15 protein-coding genes and 1 pseudogene are annotated in these 18,925 nt (G+C 39.6%); 2 read left to right on the top strand and 14 right to left on the bottom strand.

Annotated elements, in window-relative coordinates; translation table 11 throughout:
• Nucleotides 1–4 precede the first annotated feature (4 nt).
• The 6 genes from QM460_RS07905 to QM460_RS07880 all read right to left on the bottom strand — a co-directional run bounded on the left by QM460_RS07905 (nt 5) and on the right by QM460_RS07880 (nt 10,029).
• On the bottom strand, nt 5–601 hold the full coding sequence (locus QM460_RS07905) for a hypothetical protein (RefSeq protein ID WP_049503372.1): 597 nt from the start codon (nt 599–601) through the stop codon (nt 5–7).
• A gap of 58 nt (nt 602–659) precedes the next feature.
• On the bottom strand, nt 660–3,746 hold the full coding sequence (locus tag QM460_RS07900; RefSeq protein WP_414289732.1) for a DEAD/DEAH box helicase: 3,087 nt from the start codon (nt 3,744–3,746) through the stop codon (nt 660–662).
• Between the two features lie 91 nt (nt 3,747–3,837).
• Nucleotides 3,838–5,004, bottom strand: coding sequence for a MalY/PatB family protein (locus tag QM460_RS07895; protein ID WP_414289731.1), 1,167 nt, complete (start codon nt 5,002–5,004; stop codon nt 3,838–3,840).
• A 4-nt stretch (nt 5,005–5,008) separates the two neighbouring features.
• On the bottom strand, nt 5,009–6,103 hold the full coding sequence (locus tag QM460_RS07890; protein WP_223333289.1) for a cystathionine gamma-synthase: 1,095 nt from the start codon (nt 6,101–6,103) through the stop codon (nt 5,009–5,011).
• Between the two features lie 143 nt (nt 6,104–6,246).
• A complete protein-coding gene (locus QM460_RS07885) occupies nt 6,247–8,205 on the bottom strand; it encodes a peptide ABC transporter substrate-binding protein (RefSeq protein WP_414289730.1) in 1,959 nt (652 codons plus the stop codon).
• Between the two features lie 201 nt (nt 8,206–8,406).
• A complete protein-coding gene (locus tag QM460_RS07880; RefSeq protein ID WP_414289729.1) occupies nt 8,407–10,029 on the bottom strand; it encodes a putative polysaccharide biosynthesis protein in 1,623 nt (540 codons plus the stop codon).
• A gap of 105 nt (nt 10,030–10,134) precedes the next feature.
• On the opposite strand from QM460_RS07880, the gene QM460_RS07875 reads away from it, so the two are divergent.
• Nucleotides 10,135–11,580, top strand: a complete 1,446-nt coding sequence (locus QM460_RS07875; protein WP_414289728.1) for a UDP-N-acetylmuramoyl-L-alanyl-D-glutamate--L-lysine ligase — start codon at nt 10,135–10,137, stop codon at nt 11,578–11,580.
• Between the two features lie 34 nt (nt 11,581–11,614).
• Here QM460_RS07875 and QM460_RS07870 read toward each other — a convergent pair whose 3' ends face one another.
• From QM460_RS07870 to QM460_RS07835, 8 genes and pseudogenes are all read right to left on the bottom strand, one after another.
• A complete protein-coding gene (locus QM460_RS07870; protein WP_414289727.1) occupies nt 11,615–12,265 on the bottom strand; it encodes a DUF1803 domain-containing protein in 651 nt (216 codons plus the stop codon).
• Complete coding sequence (locus QM460_RS07865) at nt 12,249–12,761, bottom strand: YiiX/YebB-like N1pC/P60 family cysteine hydrolase (RefSeq protein WP_414289726.1); 513 nt, start codon at nt 12,759–12,761, stop codon at nt 12,249–12,251. Before QM460_RS07865 ends, QM460_RS07870 begins: the two co-directional genes overlap by 17 nt.
• Nucleotides 12,762–12,831: 70 nt before the next feature.
• Nucleotides 12,832–13,767, bottom strand: a complete 936-nt coding sequence (locus tag QM460_RS07860; protein WP_009731484.1) for a manganese-dependent inorganic pyrophosphatase — start codon at nt 13,765–13,767, stop codon at nt 12,832–12,834.
• A gap of 84 nt (nt 13,768–13,851) precedes the next feature.
• Nucleotides 13,852–14,136 carry a GIY-YIG nuclease family protein gene (locus QM460_RS07855; protein WP_414289725.1) on the bottom strand — a complete coding sequence of 95 codons (285 nt, stop codon included), beginning with the start codon at nt 14,134–14,136 and terminating at the stop codon, nt 13,852–13,854.
• Nucleotides 14,126–14,872, bottom strand: a complete 747-nt coding sequence (locus tag QM460_RS07850) for a tRNA1(Val) (adenine(37)-N6)-methyltransferase (protein WP_049528547.1) — start codon at nt 14,870–14,872, stop codon at nt 14,126–14,128. Before QM460_RS07850 ends, QM460_RS07855 begins: the two co-directional genes overlap by 11 nt.
• Before the next feature lie 49 nt (nt 14,873–14,921).
• Nucleotides 14,922–15,284 carry a S1 RNA-binding domain-containing protein gene (locus tag QM460_RS07845; protein ID WP_000689622.1) on the bottom strand — a complete coding sequence of 121 codons (363 nt, stop codon included), beginning with the start codon at nt 15,282–15,284 and terminating at the stop codon, nt 14,922–14,924.
• Between the two features lies 1 nt (nt 15,285).
• Nucleotides 15,286–16,686: a bifunctional Cof-type HAD-IIB family hydrolase/peptidylprolyl isomerase gene (locus QM460_RS07840; protein ID WP_414289724.1), complete on the bottom strand. Its 1,401-nt coding sequence runs from the start codon at nt 16,684–16,686 to the stop codon at nt 15,286–15,288.
• An 80-nt stretch (nt 16,687–16,766) separates the two neighbouring features.
• Nucleotides 16,767–17,275 (bottom strand): annotated as a pseudogene (locus QM460_RS07835) (GNAT family N-acetyltransferase).
• Between the two features lie 370 nt (nt 17,276–17,645).
• Between QM460_RS07835 and QM460_RS07830 the strand changes: the two are divergent.
• Nucleotides 17,646–18,902, top strand: coding sequence for an ISL3 family transposase (locus QM460_RS07830; RefSeq protein ID WP_414289723.1), 1,257 nt, complete (start codon nt 17,646–17,648; stop codon nt 18,900–18,902).
• Nucleotides 18,903–18,925 lie beyond the last annotated feature (23 nt).

Here is an 18,925-nt window from a genome sequence, read left to right as displayed (position 1 = left end):
CCCTCTATTCGCTCATTCTAGTCAAGTTAAGCTCTTGTGCCACTTGACGTTCTTGTTCTTTTTGTTTACTTTTTTTGTTATAAATTTGGCTTTTCTTTAAAAAGTCATAATTGTTTTTCTTGGAACGACTTGTTTCACCGTCTGAAATTGGATGTTCCACTTGAGAAACGGTTTCTGCCAAAATATAGTGAGATTGACCTAACTTCTGACTATATTTCGCAAATTCTCCTGGATTTTCTTTTTGAAAAGGTGCTGTCGGTTGATTTGCTGGACGCACCTGGCTTGTTTTCGTTTGACGTCTCGTATGACTCACATCCTGAGTCAAATATCGAGCCGAGCGCTTCTTTTTCAAATCTGCACGAGCTTCTTCACGCGCTAATTCAGCATAGGATTTTTCTTTTTTCTCAATCGGTTTTACAAGAGGCTTGGCTTTCTCTTGCTTTTTTTCTTCAGTGATTGGAGACCATTCTAAGTAGTTTTTATCTTGATAATCACCTTTGATATTACTGATGAAATCAGACTCATCGTAGAGATTCATAACTGGCATTTCTGTCAACATGACTTCATCATCTGCCACTATTGGAAATCGTTTTTGTGTCATATTTATTTCCTTTCAATACTCCATTATAGCGTAATGTCTTGATTTTTCAAGTATAGGCTCATGAAATCCCTAAAATTTCTCGTATTTCAGCCAGACTCAGACTTCCTCGAGACTCTGTTCCATCCAAGATTTCAGAAACAAGATTTTTCTTTTTCTCTTGTAATTCTTGAATCTTTTCTTCAATTGTACCTCGAGTCACAAGGCGATAAACTTCAACAGCCTGCTCTTGCCCCATACGATGGGCTCGACCGATAGCCTGAGATTCAACTGCAGGATTCCACCATAAGTCTACTAGAATGACCGTATCCGCACCTGTGAGATTGAGTCCAACCCCACCAGCCTTTAGAGAAATCAAGAATACATCGCGCTCTCCTTGGTTAAAAGCCTTAGTCATTTCCTGACGTTCTTGAGAAGGAGTTGAGCCCGTAATTTTAAAGGAAGTCAAGCCTAAGTCAGGTAGCTCTTGCTCAATCCGATCCAACATACCTCTAAATTGTGAGAAGATAAGTACACGATGTCCACCTTCAGCAATCTGAACCAGCAAATCTCGTAAACTATCCAGTTTCCCGCTCTCTCCTTGGTAGTCCTCCATAAAGAGCGCAGGTGTATCACAAATCTGACGCAGACGCATGAGACCAGTCAAAATTTCGACGCGATTTCGTTGAAATTCCGAATCGCTTACCTGTCCCAGACGCTCCTGCATCTGTTGCAGCTGAGCAAGATAGATAGCTTTTTGTTGATCCTCCAGTTCATTCTTATAGACGACTTCAATCAAGTCAGGCAACTCTGTCAAAACCTCTTCTTTCTTGCGTCTCATGACAAAGGGTTTGATAAATTGAGCCACTCTCTCAGTTGATAGTTTCATAAACTCCTTCTTAGCAGGTAAGAGGCCTGGTAAGACAATCTGAAAAATCGACCAGAGTTCTCCCAGATGGTTTTCAATCGGTGTTCCTGATAGTGCAAAGACAGATGGAACCACAAATCGTCGCAAACTTTGAGCAATCTTCGTTTGTGCATTTTTCATCACTTGAGCTTCATCTAGAAAAAGAAAATCAAAAGATAGGTTTCGATAAATCTCACTGTCCTGACGGAAAGTAGCATAGCTTGTCACATAAATCTGATGATTTTCCGCCAAAATTGATTCTCGATGAGATTTTAAGCCATGCACGACCGCAACATCCAAATCTGGAGCAAACTTTTGAAATTCATCAGCCCAGTTATAGATTAAGCCAGATGGAGCAAGGATTAGGACACTAGTATCTGCTTGAACCTGACTACTTAAAAAGGCGATGGTTTGCAAGGTCTTCCCAAGTCCCATATCGTCTGCTAAAATCCCACCAAAGCCATAATGGTGAAGCATCTGAAGCCACTGAATTCCCTTTTTCTGATAATCCCTGAGATCTGCTTGGATATTCAGCACTTTCATCGGAAAATCTTCTGGATGCGTCAAATCATGGGCCAGATTGCGAAATTCTTCGGTGAAAGAAATTTGATCCTGGTCCTTAAATAGATGAGATAGGGTATAAGCTAGGGATTTACGAGCTCGAAAAGCTCCATCTTGTAGGTCCTCTATCCCTAATTCTTCTAAATCCTGACGGATACGCTTGGTCTGATCATCGAAATAGTAAACCTGATTCGAAGAGCTAATGTAATAATCTTGCTTCTCAACTAGCGATTTCATCGCTCGATCGATTTCTTCTTGATCTATATCTTGAAAATCAAATTGAATTTCTAATAGGCTTCCATTGGATGAGATGTGAACTTGAGGCTTCTGAACCTGATAAAGGTCTTGCAAGCTTTCAGAAATCTTTAATTCTCCAAGTGCTGCAAAGGCTGGCAAAACTTCCTGGAAGAAGGCATGGACTGCATCAGCTTTCAAACTTTGACGCCATGAACGAAAATCTGCTTCAAATCCAGCTGATAGAGCTAGTTGAAAAATCTCTTTCTCTAGTTGAATATCGCTAGCAAATGGAAGACTCTCTAGTTCATTACGATTCCTTACTAGGCAAGTTTCATACTGGAACTGCATATCCAAACGAATAGAACCGTCCTCTTCTCCTTCCATGTAGAAAGAAGGATGGAAAGACTGAATTCGAAGCCCCTCAGGAGCCTCTACCTTTCCTACGTTTTTGAACTGGGATAAGGTCGAAGCTAGAAGATCTCGATCACTAGTATCAAATTGTAAAATCTTTCTACCACTTTTATCGATAGATACTTTTTTAAATTTTTCTATAAGTCTAGCTTGCTCTTTAGACAGAAGGTAAAATGTACCTTTAGTAAACAAGACTTGTCCCTTATAAAATGAATTAAGCCCTACCTGTTGAACAATTTCCATCTCAAAATAGTTGAACTTTTCTTCAATTTGAAAGGTAAACAAACCTGCTTGACCATCAAAATCTTGAAATACAAGATGGTGATAATTCGAAATCTGATGGTCAAATTGAAATGCATCTAAACCCATCAGCAGACTAACACCCTGCTCAAAAAAAGACAGCGGGAAATAAAGATGACGACCTTGATTATGGAAAAAGAGGGCATTTTCAGCCTCATCTTCTACAATTCCTTGAAGGAAATTTAGAACAAATTGGCTACTTTCATCAAACTGACGAATATTCAAGGAAGTTTCATATAACTTCCCAATCATATAGGGTTTGCTAGTTTCTAAAACCTTCAGAAAAAGGGGTATATCTCGGATTACATAGAATTTCTGTGTCTGAATAAGACCGACTCTCAAAGTCCAAATAATACGATTAGTCCCTGCTTCAACCTGCCCTTGAGCAGACAACTGATAGATTTCAGAAAGTTTCGGAATTTGGACGGATTCTAAAAACTTTCCTCCAAAAGTAACCTGAGTTTCAACTTCTTCTTTCTTTTCGTGCACATTTTCCAGATTTCCTAAGAGTTCCTGGCCAATCGGATCATTTTTAAGGTAATGTTCTAGTGCTGCCAAATGCACACAAAACCCTCTTTTTTGGAAAAAATCACAAGCACAAAAAACCAAATCATCATCCAGGCTATAGCGAATTTCTTCATCTGCTACACGCGCATAGAGACGATGGTCTTTCTCTTTGATAATTTCAATCTGACTAGTTTCGTAGAGTTGAGCTCCCTCCATCCGAAGCTTACCTGGAATCAATTTAGCCATATGTTCCCCTTTTCTTTATCTCCTAATTATACCACATTTCTTCCTATGAAAATAGCCTTCTAGGGTACTTTTCCCCCAGAAGGCTAGCTTGTTAAAGGTTAGCGAAAGTGGTTAGGATTCGTTGACAAACTTCTTCCAAGACAGATGTCGGCATGGCTACATTTAAGCGAGCATGTAGAGCTCCTTCTTCACCAAAGTCCAAGCCTCTATTCAGGATAACCTTGGCTTCATCTCTTAAAAGCTTTCTTAGCTCCTCATCGCTAATATCATAGGCTGAAAAATCAAGCCAAATGAGATAGGTCCCTTGAGGTTTCATGACCTTAATTTTAGTTTTTTTCCCAAACAAATCAACTACATAATTGATGTGTTTCTCAATCAGTTCTTTGAGTTCTGTCAACCAATCTTCACCATAGCGATAGGCAGTTTCTGTTGCTAAATATCCCAAACCTGAGATTTCATGTTGATTATTAGCAAGCTGGCGTTTTTGGAAAGCCACTCTCAACTTGGAATTTTCGATAATGGCGTAAGAATTTTTCGTTCCAGCAATGTTAAAGGTCTTGGTCGCACTGCTTAAAATCAGTGAAAATTCTTTAAAATCTTCATTTACCGTATTGAATGACTGGTGTTTATTTCCAAACAAGGCTAAATCTTGGTGAATCTCATCAGATACCAGCAAGACTCCATGTTTTTGACACAGTTGTCCAATCTTCTCCAAGACTTCCTTCTCCCAAACACGTCCACCAGGATTATGAGGATTACAGAGAACGTAGAGCTTCACTTCCTCTTCGACAAAATCTTTCTCCAATTGATCAAAGTCAATCTCAAAAAGTCCGTCTTTTTCTACTAGAGAGTTGGGGATTAGTCTACGATTATTGAGCTTAATGCTGCGAGCAAAAGGAGGATAAACGGGTGTATTAATGAGTACTGCTTCTCCTTCTTTGGTAAAGGCTTGAATAGCTGTTGAAATGGCAGGTACTACTCCCTCGATAAAGACTAGAGCATCCTTTTCAAAGCGATAGCCGTGCTGTTTTTCCTCCCAATTTTGAACAGCTTCAATCAACCCATCACTAGCATAGGTATAGCCATAAACTAATTGCTCCGCATAGCTATGGACAGTCTGACGAATCTCAGGTAACACTTCAAAGTCCATATCAGCAATCCAGGCTGGTAATACTTCTCGGTCAGTCTCTGCTTCTTTCCATTTGTAGGTATGATGTCCAAAACGATTGGGCAAGGTCGTAAAATCATATTTTCCCATAGTCTTATCCTTCCAAGGCTTGACGCAAGTCTTCAATCAAATCTCTGGCATCCTCAATACCAATAGACAATCGCAAAAGATCATCAGTCAGTCCATAAGAATGACGAACCTCTGCAGGAATGTCTGCATGGGTTTGAGTGGTTGGGTAGGTAATCAGACTTTCTACACCACCCAGGCTTTCAGCAAAAGAGAATACTTTCAAAGTATTCAAGATATGAGGGATTCGTTTTTCATCTGCCACTTTAAAGGAAATCATTCCCCCACGACCTGTATACAAAACTTCTTTGACTGCAGGTGACTGTTCCAAAAAGGCTACAATCTCTTGAGCATTAGCTGTTGAGCGCTCCATACGAAGTGACAATGTTTTAAGACCACGAATCAATTGATAACTATCAAATGGTGACAAAACAGCCCCTGTCGTGTTGAGATTGTAAAAGAGCTTTTCGTACAAATCAGCATTATCTGTCACAACTACACCAGCTAGAACATCATTATGGCCTGCAAGGTATTTTGTCGCTGAATGAAGGACAATATCTGCTCCATCTTCAATTGGACGTTGGTAAATCGGGCTATAGAAAGTATTGTCGACGACAACTTTAGCACCCTTAGCATGAGCTAATTTTGACAATTTTTCAATATCAAATTCCAACATCAAAGGATTGGTTGGCGTTTCGATATAAAGTACATCCACATCCTTTTCTAGCTCGGCAATTAGCTCTTCTTCTGTGTTGGCATAGGTAAAGTGGAAACGTCCTTCCTGCTCCACTTGATTGAACCAGCGGAAAGAACCACCGTAAAGGTCACGGACTGCCAAAACCTTGCTTCCTACTGGAAAAACGCTAAAGGCTAACACAATCGCAGACATACCTGAACTAGTCGCCAAAGCATACTTGGCTGATTCAATTGCTGCCAAAACTTCCTCTGCCTTGCTACGAGTTGGGTTTTTGGTGCGGGTATAGTCAAATCCAGTTGATTGACCAAATTCTGGGTGCTGATAAGTCGTTGAAAAGTGAATAGGTGTAACCAAAGCACCTGTTGCCTCATCAGACTTGATCCCTGCTTGTGCTAAAATTGTGTTGATGTGAAATGATTTACTCATACAATACCTCCAAATCTATAGTAACTATTGTACCACTTATTTTGGATCCTTCGTTTTCTTGTTTTCAAGAGCTAGTTATAGTTTCAAACTATATAAAAAAACGATAACCTTTTCTAAAGTTATCGTTTTTTTGTTAAAAATCATTATCTAACGTGCTTGGCAAGATCTTCTTGGGCTTTTTTATTTGATTCTTCTTTTTCTTTCAGCCATTTTTCTTTAGCTTTTTCATACTCAGCAGCCGTTACAGTCTTATCTTGCAACTTGAGGTACTTGTATGATTCGACACCCTTATTTCCAGCTTGTGAGAATGGCGATGAGAATGGAACTGTCTTTCTCAAAGTCGGTGTTCCACCCTGAGAAACGTTTGGAATAGCAAGGGCGCTATCAACGAGCCAAGCTTGAACTTCAGCATATTTTTCATAACGTTTTGCTGGTTCTTGCTCCTTGTTCGCTTCTTCTAGCATTTGAGTGTAAGTATCCAGACCAACTGCCTTAGCCTTGTCATTGACCTCACCTGGTTCTAGACCAATGTTTTGCAACATACCACCGTTATTGACATTTAAGATATCAAGATAACTTGATGGATCCAAGTAGTCCGCACTCCAACCGCCATTATAGATATCAAAGTCTTTTTGAGCTGCAGTTTGAGCTAGGTAGCCAGAATTATCGTAATCGTCTGTTGATAATTGTTGGATATCGATCACCACATTCTCAGCTCCTAGAACAGATTCGATGGATTGTTTCAAAGAGCTTGCTTCAAGTACACCTTTTTTAGCTGATTGGTCAACTGTTACATCCAAGTGGATTGGGAATTGCACACCCTTAGCTTCCAATTCTTTCTTGGCTTCCGCAAATTTAGCCTTAGCCTTGTCAGGATTGTAGTATGGGTCTTGCGCATCTGCAAAGTTGATTCCTTGCCATTCTTGGCCATAGTTGACCATCTTTTCTGAAACAACATCACCAAAGTCTTTTCCGTTGATGCTTACAAATGTAGGAGGTACAACTAGGTTACGAATAATCTTCGTTGCTCCGTCTTCCCCTTGAGATTGAGCTCCATAGGCTGTACGGTTATAAGCATAGTTGAAGGCTTGACGGAAGTTTTTATTCAGAACTGCTTCTTGGGTTGATTTCTTTTCGATATCTGAGGACTTAGAAGTGAAGTTATAAGACTTTCTGTCCAAGTTGAAGTTCAAGTAATAAGAAGTTGCATTTTGCATACTATAGATGATGTTATCCTTGTTCTTCTCTTTAATTCCTTCAAAGCTTGAGCTATTTGGATAGAGACGTGCGTAGCTGTAGACTCCTTCTACAAAGTTACGAGCTAGTGCATCTTGGTCACTACCATCATAATAGGCCAATTTCACATCATCTACAAAGACATTTTTTTCATCCCAGTAGTTGGGATTTTTCTTGAACTCGATAACAGATTTTGAAACAAAGGATTTCATCAAGAAAGGTCCATTGTACAAAATGCTAGAAGGGTCTACCTTACCAAAGTCATCCCCTTTTGATTTCAGGAAGTCTGCATTGACAGGGAAGAGAATGGTTGATGTTGTTTTAGAATTCCAATAAGATTCTGGTCGTGTCAAAGTGTACTGAACTGTTTGGTCGTCAATCGCCTTAACACCGACAGTTGAAAAGTCAGTTGTTTTCCCGTTGATATAGTCATCCAAACCTGCTACAGAATCTTGAACCAGGTACAAAGCTTCGGATTTTTTATCAGCAGCATATTTCAAACCAGTTACAAAATCTTGGGCAGTTACTGGAGCATATTCTTCACCTTCAGAGGTATACCACTTAGCATCTTTACGAAGTTTATAAGTGTATGTCAAACCGTCCTGAGAAACAGTCCAATCTTCTGCCAAGGATGGAACGTAGTTACCGTATTGGTCATTTTCCATCAACCCATCTACCAAATTGGTAACGATGTCATTGGTTGTTGCACGGTTTTCTGCAAGATAGTTCAAACTAGACGGATCGCTAGAATAGACATAGTTGTATGTTTTAGTTGAACTAGCTGAGTTGCTACAAGCCGCCAATAGTAGACCGGCACTTAGGGCAAGGCCTGCCAGCGTCAGATATTTTGCCTTAGACTTTTTCATTTCCAGAACCTCCAAATTTAAATATTTGTATCATTATACAGCTATTGTTTTTTTTAGTCAAGCAATTTTATCTAATTTTTACCAAATTATAGATTTTTTTCTACTAATTTTATATTTTATCCTATTTTTTAAATAAAAAAATGAACAATTTAAACTTTTTCGGATAGAAAAGTTCAAATTACTCATTTTATTTATAAATTTTTATGATAATTTTAATCGTGCTCGTAACTGGTCAGCTTTTGCCTGTCCAATAACCTTATCTAAGAGACGAGTATAGAGACTCATGAATCCGTAGAGTCCACCACCGATAGCACCGATTAGAGCGACATAAATGAAACTCCAGAAACGTCCAGTTGGTTGGAAGACAAATCCTATCATCCATTGTAAGAAACCTACCAGAATAAACATGACAAGAGTTAAAATAGTCACTAGGACGGTTCGTTTAAGGATGATCTTTCGACGAACTCCTGTAATCTGACAGATTTCGCGATACATCAAAACAATTGGAATGATAAGACCGATAGTCGTTGAAATGAGAGGACCATAACTATGAAAAAGCGCTATTGATGGTAATTGTAAAACAATCTTAGCAATTGAGCCATAAACAAAATACAAGACTGCCTTACGGTTACGGAACATAGCCTGAAGCATTGGTGACAAGACCATGTACAAACCAAGAATGGTTGACTGCAAAACTGCAAAGACAAACAAGCCCATCGCCAAGCTATCTGGTTTACCGTAAAAGACTGTATAGAGTGGTTCACCTACCATGACTACTCCAACTGTTGCAGGTAAGAGGAATAGGAAAAGCATGGTAATACTATCTTGCACTAAGCGAGAAGCTGCTGGCAAATCCCCCTTGACATAGTTCTCAGTTAAAAGTGGTAATCCCACACTACCAATCGAAACTCCAACAGAAATGAGAATCATGGTGATTTTATTAGGATTGGCAGAGAAATAAGAAAACATGACAACTAAATCTTCATTATTGTAGTTGGTAAACCACTTCATGCTATTGATAAAGGTCATTTGGTCCAAAATTTGGAAAAGCTGAATAGCTGAACCTGTTATGATAAAAGGAATAGCTTCCTTAATCGTATCCATTAACAGATGTTTGCTATCAATCTTATCTCGTGTTTCAAAGACTTTTTGAAGCATTCCTTCTTTATAGAGGAAATAAAGCAAGACAGCAAAGCTAGCTACCATTCCCACAAAGGCCGCAAAGGTAGATTGGGTAACCGCTGCTAGATAGTCTCCTGAACCAAGCTTCATGATGATAAAGGTTGCTAAGAGCATCCAAATAACTCGGATAACTTGCTCAGCGATTTGACTCATGGCATAAGGCTTGAGATTATTCATCCCTTGGAAAAATCCACGGATGACACTCATAGACGGGAAAATCAAGACAGCCCAAGCTAGACTCTGCATAATGGGAATCAAGTCCTTACCGACACCAGAAAGATCTGCCAACCAAGGCGCAAAGAGATATAAGACCAAAGCAAAGACAAGACCTAGTCCAGTCATAAAGCCCAGGAAACTCCGAATCAGAGCAAAACTATGCTCTTCTTCTTTCATGGTGTTATACTTAGCAACCTGCTTTGCGACTGCAACAGGGATACCTGCTGTCGAAATCAACAAGAACCAAGCATAGATATTGTAACCCATAGTAAAGAGACCATTAGCCTTAGCAGCATAAGTCCCCATCCAGATATACCAAGGGATGATGTAAATGGCCCCGAGCAGGCGGCTGATAAAGTTACTAGCCGTTAGCCAGGCCGTTCCGCGTAACATCTGGGCCTGCTGATGATTATTTTCGTTAGACATAACTTCCTCATTCAATTTTAATAACTAGGAAATGTTCCTTATATTCCATTATAAACTTTTCCTTGTTACTTGTAAAATTCAGACTTTCGGTTTACAATAGAAAGTATGATAAAGATTGAAACTATATTAGACATTTTAAAAAAGGATGGTCTCTTCCGTGAGATTATCGACCAAGGACATTACCATTATTATCACAGTGATGTCGTTTTTGATAGCATCTGCTACGATAGCCGAAAAGCTCAAGAAAATAGTCTCTTTTTTGTCAAAGGAGCAGCCTTCAAAAAAGAATTTCTCCTTTCTGCAATTGAACAAGGACTTGGTTGGTATGTAGCTGAGCAGGACTATGAAGTCAATATTCCCGTCATTGTCGTTAGCGATATTAAGAAAGCCATGAGTTTGCTTGCCATGGAGTTTTATGGCAACCCTCAGGAGAAATTAAAATTACTTGCTTTCACTGGTACTAAAGGAAAAACAACCGCAGCTTATTTCGCCTACAACATCTTAAATCAACAACATCGTCCAGCTATGTTATCAACCATGAATACGACCTTGGACGGTAAGACTTTCTTTAAATCTGCTCTAACAACTCCTGAAAGCATTGATCTCTTTGATATGATGGCTCAAGCAGTTGATAATGGAAGAACCCACCTTATCATGGAAGTATCCAGCCAAGCTTATTTGGTGAAACGGGTTTACGGCCTGACCTTTGATGTCGGTGTCTTCCTCAACATTAGTCCTGACCATATTGGTCCTATTGAGCATCCGACCTTTGAAGACTACTTCTACCACAAGCGTCTCTTGATGAAAAATAGCCGAGCAGTTGTCATTAATAGCGATATGGACCACTTCTCTGTTCTAAAAGAACAAGTTGAGAACCAAGAGCATGACTTCTATGGTAGCCAGTCAAGTAACCAAATCGAGAACTCCAAAGCCTTTAGCTTCTCAGCTACTGGTAAATTAGCTGGAGACTATGATATTCAGTTGATTGGGCACTTCAACCAAGAGAATGCTGTTGCAGCAGGACTTGCCTGTCTTCGTTTAGGTGCTAGTCTAGATGATATCAAAAAAGGGATTGCGTCTACTCGCGTCCCTGGACGTATGGAAGTCCTCACTCAAAAAAATGGAGCAAAAGTTTTCATCGACTACGCCCACAACGGTGACAGTCTTAAAAAACTAATCTCAGTTGTTGAAACACATCAAACTGGAAAGATTGCTTTAGTACTCGGCTCAACAGGAAACAAGGGAGAAAGCCGTCGTAAGGACTTTGGACTTCTCCTCGATCAACATCCTGAAATTCAAGTATTCCTTACGGCTGACGATCCAAACTATGAAGATCCGATGGCCATTGCTGATGAAATTAGTAGCTACATCCATCGTCCTGTTGAAAAGATTGCTGACCGTGAGCAAGCCATCAAGACTGCGATGTCTGTTACAAGTCAAGAACTGGACGCTGTGATTATCGCTGGTAAAGGAGCCGACTGCTACCAAATCATCCAAGGGCAGAAAGAAGACTATCCTGGAGATGCTGCTGTTGCAGAACGTTATCTATAGTATATTTAAAGAAGGCTAGGAAAATCCCTAGCTTTTATTTTTTTATAAAGATGAATCTTTCTTTATCAAATTCTACAGCTAACTCATATTTCCCATCTTCATTTTGAATGATGTAGCCCAATAAAACTAAACTATCAACAAAGATATCTCGACGCTTCTGCATGAGCTGGTCTTTTATGAGAAATTTAAGCAAAAAGGTTGTCATATACTTGAGAGCATACTCAGGGTTGACATCACCCAAAACACCATAGAGTTTCTGCTGATCTTCTGTCAGCGGATACTGGTGCTTAACCTTATAAAAATAATTAGACAAGGTCATCTTTTCCCTAGCAAAATCCGTATACTCTTCAAGGATAGCTGCATTGGTTTGATTGCGTAATTCCGTCTGAAAATGTTTCTCCAGGATTTCTTGATAGATTGGACTATCGTCTCTCACAAAGACTTCTAGGTCTAGTTCAAGAGATTCTGTAGATTCTAGAAAGGGAAGATTGAGATAATAGCGTTTGTTTTCTCGAAGGATGAAACCAGCTTTAATATATTCCTCCAAATACTTATCAACAGGTATCTCCGGAAACTGAGCCTTGATTTCGCGGAGGATAACATCATCATGCTTATCAAGATAGTTTACCAAATCTCTAAAGAATGGTTGACGCGTCATGCGAGATGGATTAAAAATCTGAATCATGAAGATTCCTTTCTTTACAAACTAAAAGTGGTGATATTGCTAATTGACTAGGGTTAGTGCCAGGATGATTCAGAGGTACAGGAAGCCCCAACTCTCGATAATATTTTCTCCAGAAATCACTAATTTCCTGTGTATCATCCCCAAACTTCATGGGAATGGTCTCAAAAATAGGGAGAATTTCTGCTACAAACTGGGAACAGTAATAACCATCTCCAGCCAGGTAAAAGGAAGCATTGTAGGGCGAACCCAAAAGGCTCTCTGCCTGATTTTTGACTTCTTTGTGATCGATTTTCGGATAGCGATAAAGGTCATATACTTTCTCAGCTTCAAAGAAATCTTCAGGAGATTGGGCAATGACTCCGCCTTCCGTAGTTGCATGATAGATGAAGCCGTCTAAAAAAATGGCCACATGGCTATAGTTGCCAGTAGATTTCTGGATGGCTTGTCCTATATCTGACAAGTCCTTTATAAAAATCAAATCGCCAGATTCTAACATGCTCTCCTCCTAGCAAAAAAGGAGTCGAGACTCCTTTTTAACAATGGGTATCCCCATTTTCTTATTACAATTAAGCATTGAAGCTTTCAGTCAATTGTGGTACTACTTGTTTCTTACGTGAAACAGCACCTGGAAGGAAGGCATGGTTGTTTTCAAGTTTGAAGTTGAAAGCTGCTTCTACCTTGTCCATATTAGCACCAAGAGCCAAAATTTCTGAGTTTGAGTTGACGATATCTGTAATCATCAAAACGAAGTCAGAGTAACCGTTAGCTGCATTTGCAGCTTGGATAGCTGCTTCGATTTCAGCTTGGCGTTCCAAGACTTCAGCGATATCAACTGTATTGACTTGAGCCACACGAACGTTGTTTCCGTTCAATTCAAAAGTCTTGGCATCGATGTCGATCAATTCTTCTGCTGATTTGCTTGCCAAGTTAGTACCTGCTTTGAGCATTGCAAGACCGTATTCTTCCAAGTTAACTCCTGCCAATTCAGCCAATTCAGGCGCAATCACCTTATCAGATGGGTGAGTTGTTGGAGATTTCAAAAGAAGGGTATCTGAAATCAAACCTGAAAGCATCAAACCTGCAATTTCTTTTGGAACAGCTACACCGTGTTCTTTGAACATGCGGTAAACGATAGAAGATGCTGATCCAACTGGCTCCAAGCGCATGTAAAGTGGGCTAGCAGTTTCAAAGTTAGCTACGCGGTGGTGGTCCACAACACCATAAACTTCTACTTCAGCGATATCTGACACTGATTGTTGGAATTCATTGTGGTCAGTCAAGATAACTTGTTCTGCACCTTCTGCTTTAGCAGATGTGATAACGCGCGGTGCTTCAACACCAAAATAGTTCAATACGAAAGCTGTTTCTTCATTTGGAGTTCCAAGAGCCACCGCTTCTGTATCCAAACCATAAGCTTCTTTTGCAAGATAAGCAAAGGCTACTGATGAACCGATAGCATCTGAATCTGGATTTTGGTGACCAAATACTAGAATCTTAGACATGATAATACCTCGTTTCTTTATTCTCTTTATTGTAGCATTTTTTTTAATTTTTGACAAAAGTAAGAGGAGTCAAAGAACTCCCCACTACTCTTCTAAATGACTGAGTAAATTTTTTTCTTGGTTTTCAGATAAAAATCTTTCCTTTTGCACTCTCTTCTTACGTTTGAGAAGGGCTTCAGCAGACATGGCTTCTTCCTTACTATCGAAACCTTGAACATAGATGAGTTTTACTGGCAACCGAGCTCGTGTGTACTTGGCACCTTTCCCACTATTGTGGACAGCCACACGTTTCTTGACATCCGTTGTATAACCAGTATAGTAGGAACCATCCCGACACTCAACTACATACATATAAGCTTTATGATCCATAATAGATTTCTTGAATTTCTGGAGTATAGGAACCATCATCATTATGAACAATGAGTGGTGGCAGAACCTTAAAACCACTAGTGGAGCCGTCCTTAATAGCCTCGATCAAAAGCATATTGGCTTCCTTCTCCCGTTTAGGGTAGACAAATTGCAGACGCTTTGGAGCTAAATTGTGTTGTTGAAGCGTGTCTAAAATATCTAACAATCGATCAGGACGATGGACCATGGCTAAACGCCCATTGGATTTGAGAATACTTTGGGCACTACGGCAGATTTCCTTGAGATTGGTCGTAATTTCGTGCCGAGCCAACAAGTAATGCTCACTCTCGTTCAGATTAGAATTTGGGTCCACCTTAAAATAGGGAGGATTGCACAAAATCAAATCAACCTTGCTCCCCTGAATATAAGTAGGCATATTCTTCAAATCATCACAAATGACTTGCATCTGTTCTTCTAAGCCATTTAATCGGACTGACCGTTCTGCCATATCTGCTAGGCGTTCCTGGATTTCAACAGACAGAATTTTCGCCTTAGTCCTGCTACTGGCAAAAAGTCCAACAGCTCCATTCCCAGCACAAAAATCCACTATCAAGCCATTTTTAGGAAAACGAGGAAAGCGTGACAAAAGTACACTATCCACCGAATAGCTGAAAACCTCTCTATTTTGAATAATCTTGATATCTGTAGAAAAGAGCTGATTGATTCTCTCTCCTGATTTTAATAATTCTTCTACCATACTTCTATTATAACAAACTATATTAACATTTCAAGAGAGAAAAAATCAATTAAGACTTTTTCTTATTTAGATTAGAAATAGCTTCCTTGGTCCAGATAGGCATCATACGAGCCAAAGGAGCAAAGCCGTATTTGACACGGTCACTTGAAAAACGTCTCCGTCTCGGTAACTGATGTTTCTCTTCTTCCAAAGTCCGAATAGAAAGGCTTGCTTTCCCTGTATATTCGTCCAAATCGACAACTTGGACTTGAACTTCTTCACCGATTTTCAGTACATCATAGATATTCTCAATAAATCCTGTACGAATTTCAGAAATATGAATCAAACCTGTGATACCAGTCTCTAGCTCTACAAAGGCTCCATAAGACTGAATCCCTGTAATTCGCCCTGTTAGCTTATCACCTATTTTCATCTTAGTCCTCGATTTCAATCGTTTCGATGACGACATCTTCAACTGGCTTGTCCATTGCACCTGTTTCTACACCTGCAATTGCATCCAGAACTTCATAAGAAGTTTCATCTGCAAGCTGTCCAAAAACTGTGTGACGACGATCAAGGTGAGGAGTTCCACCTTGTTCCGCATAAATTTCCGCAATTGGTTCTGGCCAACCACCACGAGCAATTTCTTTCTTAGAGTATGGCAAGTGTTGATTTTGCACGATAAAGAACTGGCTACCGTTTGTATTTGGTCCAGCATTAGCCATAGAAAGGGCTCCGCGGATATTGTAAAGTTCTTCTGAAAACTCGTCCTCAAATGACTCACCATAGATTGATTCGCCACCCATACCAGTACCAGTTGGGTCTCCACCTTGAATCATAAAGTCTTTGATAATACGGTGGAAAATGATCCCGTCATAGTAACCAGCTTTTGACAGAGCGATAAAGTTGGCTACTGTTTTTGGTGCATGTTCAGGGAAAAGCTTAATACGCATATCTCCATGATTTGTTTTAATAGTCGCAATCGGACCTTCTACTGCTTCAATGTCTACTTGCGGAAACTGTAATTCTTTTTCTACCATACCAAATCCTTCTAAGGCATCAAAGATGCCATCTTCTTCTAATGTTTTTGTAATATAATCTGCTTTTTCTTTGATTTCGTCATGAGAAATCCCCATAGCAACACTAATACCTGCATAATCAAAGAGCTCTAAATCGTTAAGACCGTCTCCAAAGACCATGACGTTCTCAGGTTTAAAACCTAAATGTTCTATAACTTTTGCTACACCAGCTGCTTTTGAACCTGAAATTGGTACCACATCTGACGAATGTTCATGCCAGCGTACCATACGCAAAGTCGATGCTAAACTTTCAGGCAACGTCAGGTCATCTCCCTGATCCTCAAAAGTCCACATCTGATAGATGTCTTCTTTTTCATAAAAATCAGGATCAACATCCAAGTCAGGATAAATTGGATCAATGGCCTCACTAATCAACTCAGTTCTAGTGGAGAGTTTAGCAGTATGACTACCAACTAAACCATATTCAATCCCCACTTCCTTAGTCCAAGCAATATAGCTTTCAACCTTATCTTTAGCGATTTTGTTACTATCAATCACATTGCCTTTTTTATCCTCAATATAGGCACCATTCAAGGTAACAAAAAAGTCAGGTTTTAGCTCGCGAATCTCTGGCACGACACCGAAAATCCCACGACCAGTTGCAATCCCAGTCAAAATACCTTTTTCACGCAATTGTTTAAAAACAGTTGAAATTGAGGTGGGGATAAAACCAGTCTTTGAGTTTCTCAACGTATCATCAATATCAAAAAAAATAACCTTTATCTTTTTTGCCTTATATCTTAATTTCGCATCCATCACCTTTCCTCCTTCAATTCACTCTTTCCATTATACCATAAAGTAGTCAAATCCCACATCCCCAATAAAATCCTTGTCTCTTATCCGAATTCCTTTACTAGATACAGAACCAAATCATCATTATTTTGGCTAGTTGCATTCATTTCCAAGGGTTGATTTCGATACCAGACACCTGTCCCATCTGGAATGTAGCCCCGTCTGATATACAATCTCTGGGCAGGGCCATAGCCTAAGTGCAAACCTACACCAAGAGTGACCTTACTCGAAACAAACTTGACTCGTTTTTCTGCTTCTTCTAGCAGTTGATTCCCAATCCCTTGATTTCGAAAAGGCTCAAACACATTAAAATCTGATAATTCTGGATAGACTTCTGCAAAAGGACCATGTTTAGCAGAGGGCAAAATGGTAATGTAGCCCGCTACCGCACCCTCAACCTCTGCAACTAAGACTTCTCTCTCCCCACTTTCTTGCTCCTTAAAGTATAGAGTTAAAATCTCCTCTCTACTTGGCCAACCTTGGCTGATAAATCCTCGAGATAATCTTTTATGTCAGATTCTTGCATTTTTCTAATTGAACTTGTCGTCTTCATAAGCTTCTCCTTTATAGCTTTCTCCTAACATTATAGCATGCCAAGGTCAGAAAAAAACTATCTCTTGAAAAAAGACCCACCCGGGTTTTAATTCGCTTTCTTGTTTTCAAGCTAATGAAAAAGAGAGCCACTCGGACCCAAACTCGCTCTCTCATTTCAAAGCTCGTGAAAAAAAGACCCGTCGGGGTCTTACTCGCTCTCTTGTTTTCAAGCTCGTGAAAAAGAGGTCCACCCGGACCTCTTTTTTGGCTCTATAATATTTGTAGTGGGTAAATCCCCTATGGATATTATGAAGCCTATTTTTGTGTAGAAAAAAAGTTCCATAAGATCTATAATGAAAAGCGACCAAACCATCATTAGAAAGAATCATATGGAACAATTAAATTTTATCACAAACTTACTCGGAATTAAAGACAAGAACATCATAATTTTGGATTATATTGATGCTGGAACGCATAAAGAAGTCATCGCTAAGCTAGATTATCCTGCTCCTAAGTGTCATCACTGCCTAGGGCAAATGACTAAATATGACTTCCAGAAAGAATCTAAAATTCCCTATCTAGAGTGTGCAGGCTATAAGACACTCATTCGATTGAGAAAACGCCGTTTCCGTTGTAAAGTCTGCGGGAAAATAGCTGTCGCAGAGACTTCCTTAGTCAAAAAGAATCACCAAATCGCTACCATCGTTAACCAGAAAATCACTCAAAAATTAATCGAGAAAGTCCCTATGACGGCTATCGCAGAAAGTCTATCTGTATCTACTTCGACAGTCATTCGTAAATTGAAAGAATTCAAATTCAAGACAGATTTATCTTTCCTTCCAACTCACATGTCTTGGGATGAATACAGCTTCAAGAAAGGTAAGATGAGTTTCATTGCACAGGATTTTGATTCCAGAAAGATCGTAGTTATCCTGGATGGGCGAACTCAAGTGACTATTCGCAATCATTTCCTTCGTTATTCTAGTCAGGTGAGAAGTCGAGTGAAAGTCATTACCATGGATATGTTTAGCCCCTACTATGATATTGCCAGAAAACTTTTTCCTAACGCTAAAATCGTTCTCGACCGCTTTCACATTATCCAACATCTCAGTCGAGCTATGAATCGTCTTCGCATCCAAGTCATGAATCGTTTTGATCGCAAATCGCACGAATATAAGGCACTAAAACGTTACTGGAAACTCATTCAACAGGATAGCCGTAAACTCAGCGATAAACGATTTTATCGCCCGACTTTTCGCTCACACTTGACCAATAAAGAGATTCTCGAAAAGCTCCTTGCATACTCTCAAGAACTTAGAGAGCACTATGAACTCTATCAACTATTACTGTTTCATTTCCAAGAGAAACAAACAGACCATTTCTTTGAACTGATTGAAGAAACGATTTCTTGTGTAAATCCTATTTTTCAAACTGTTTTTAAAACCTTTTTGAAAGACAAGGACAAAATCATGAACTCACTGGAACTGCCCTACTCAAACGCAAAACTAGAGGCTACCAATAACCTCATTAAGGTCATCAAGCGCAATGCTTTTGGCTTCCGGAACTTTGAAAACTTTAAAACCAGAATCCTCATTGCTTTGAACATAAAAAAGGAGAGAACCAAGTTGGTCCTCTCCAGGTTATAACTTTTCATCAACCCACTACAGTT

The organism is Streptococcus infantis (assembly GCF_047464415.1).
GTDB lineage: Bacteria > Bacillota > Bacilli > Lactobacillales > Streptococcaceae > Streptococcus > Streptococcus infantis_AE.
The sequence above is the reverse complement of the archived record's forward strand: the minus strand, read 5'-3'. Positions and strand labels throughout refer to the sequence as shown.

What these genes read in the sequence shown, in the direction of transcription:
- QM460_RS07905 (WP_049503372.1), bottom strand. Translation starts at nt 601, where the DNA reads ATGACACAAAAACGATTTCCAATAGTGGCAGATGATGAAGTCATGTTG.
- QM460_RS07900 (WP_414289732.1), bottom strand. Translation starts at nt 3,746, where the DNA reads ATGGCTAAATTGATTCCAGGTAAGCTTCGGATGGAGGGAGCTCAACTC.
- QM460_RS07895 (WP_414289731.1), bottom strand. Translation starts at nt 5,004, where the DNA reads ATGGGAAAATATGATTTTACGACCTTGCCCAATCGTTTTGGACATCAT.
- QM460_RS07890 (WP_223333289.1), bottom strand. Translation starts at nt 6,103, where the DNA reads ATGAGTAAATCATTTCACATCAACACAATTTTAGCACAAGCAGGGATC.
- QM460_RS07885 (WP_414289730.1), bottom strand. Translation starts at nt 8,205, where the DNA reads ATGAAAAAGTCTAAGGCAAAATATCTGACGCTGGCAGGCCTTGCCCTA.
- QM460_RS07880 (WP_414289729.1), bottom strand. Translation starts at nt 10,029, where the DNA reads ATGTCTAACGAAAATAATCATCAGCAGGCCCAGATGTTACGCGGAACG.
- QM460_RS07875 (WP_414289728.1), top strand. Translation starts at nt 10,135, where the DNA reads ATGATAAAGATTGAAACTATATTAGACATTTTAAAAAAGGATGGTCTC.
- QM460_RS07870 (WP_414289727.1), bottom strand. Translation starts at nt 12,265, where the DNA reads ATGATTCAGATTTTTAATCCATCTCGCATGACGCGTCAACCATTCTTT.
- QM460_RS07865 (WP_414289726.1), bottom strand. Translation starts at nt 12,761, where the DNA reads ATGTTAGAATCTGGCGATTTGATTTTTATAAAGGACTTGTCAGATATA.
- QM460_RS07860 (WP_009731484.1), bottom strand. Translation starts at nt 13,767, where the DNA reads ATGTCTAAGATTCTAGTATTTGGTCACCAAAATCCAGATTCAGATGCT.
- QM460_RS07855 (WP_414289725.1), bottom strand. Translation starts at nt 14,136, where the DNA reads ATGGATCATAAAGCTTATATGTATGTAGTTGAGTGTCGGGATGGTTCC.
- QM460_RS07850 (WP_049528547.1), bottom strand. Translation starts at nt 14,872, where the DNA reads ATGGTAGAAGAATTATTAAAATCAGGAGAGAGAATCAATCAGCTCTTT.
- QM460_RS07845 (WP_000689622.1), bottom strand. Translation starts at nt 15,284, where the DNA reads ATGAAAATAGGTGATAAGCTAACAGGGCGAATTACAGGGATTCAGTCT.
- QM460_RS07840 (WP_414289724.1), bottom strand. Translation starts at nt 16,686, where the DNA reads ATGGATGCGAAATTAAGATATAAGGCAAAAAAGATAAAGGTTATTTTT.
- QM460_RS07830 (WP_414289723.1), top strand. Translation starts at nt 17,646, where the DNA reads ATGGAACAATTAAATTTTATCACAAACTTACTCGGAATTAAAGACAAG.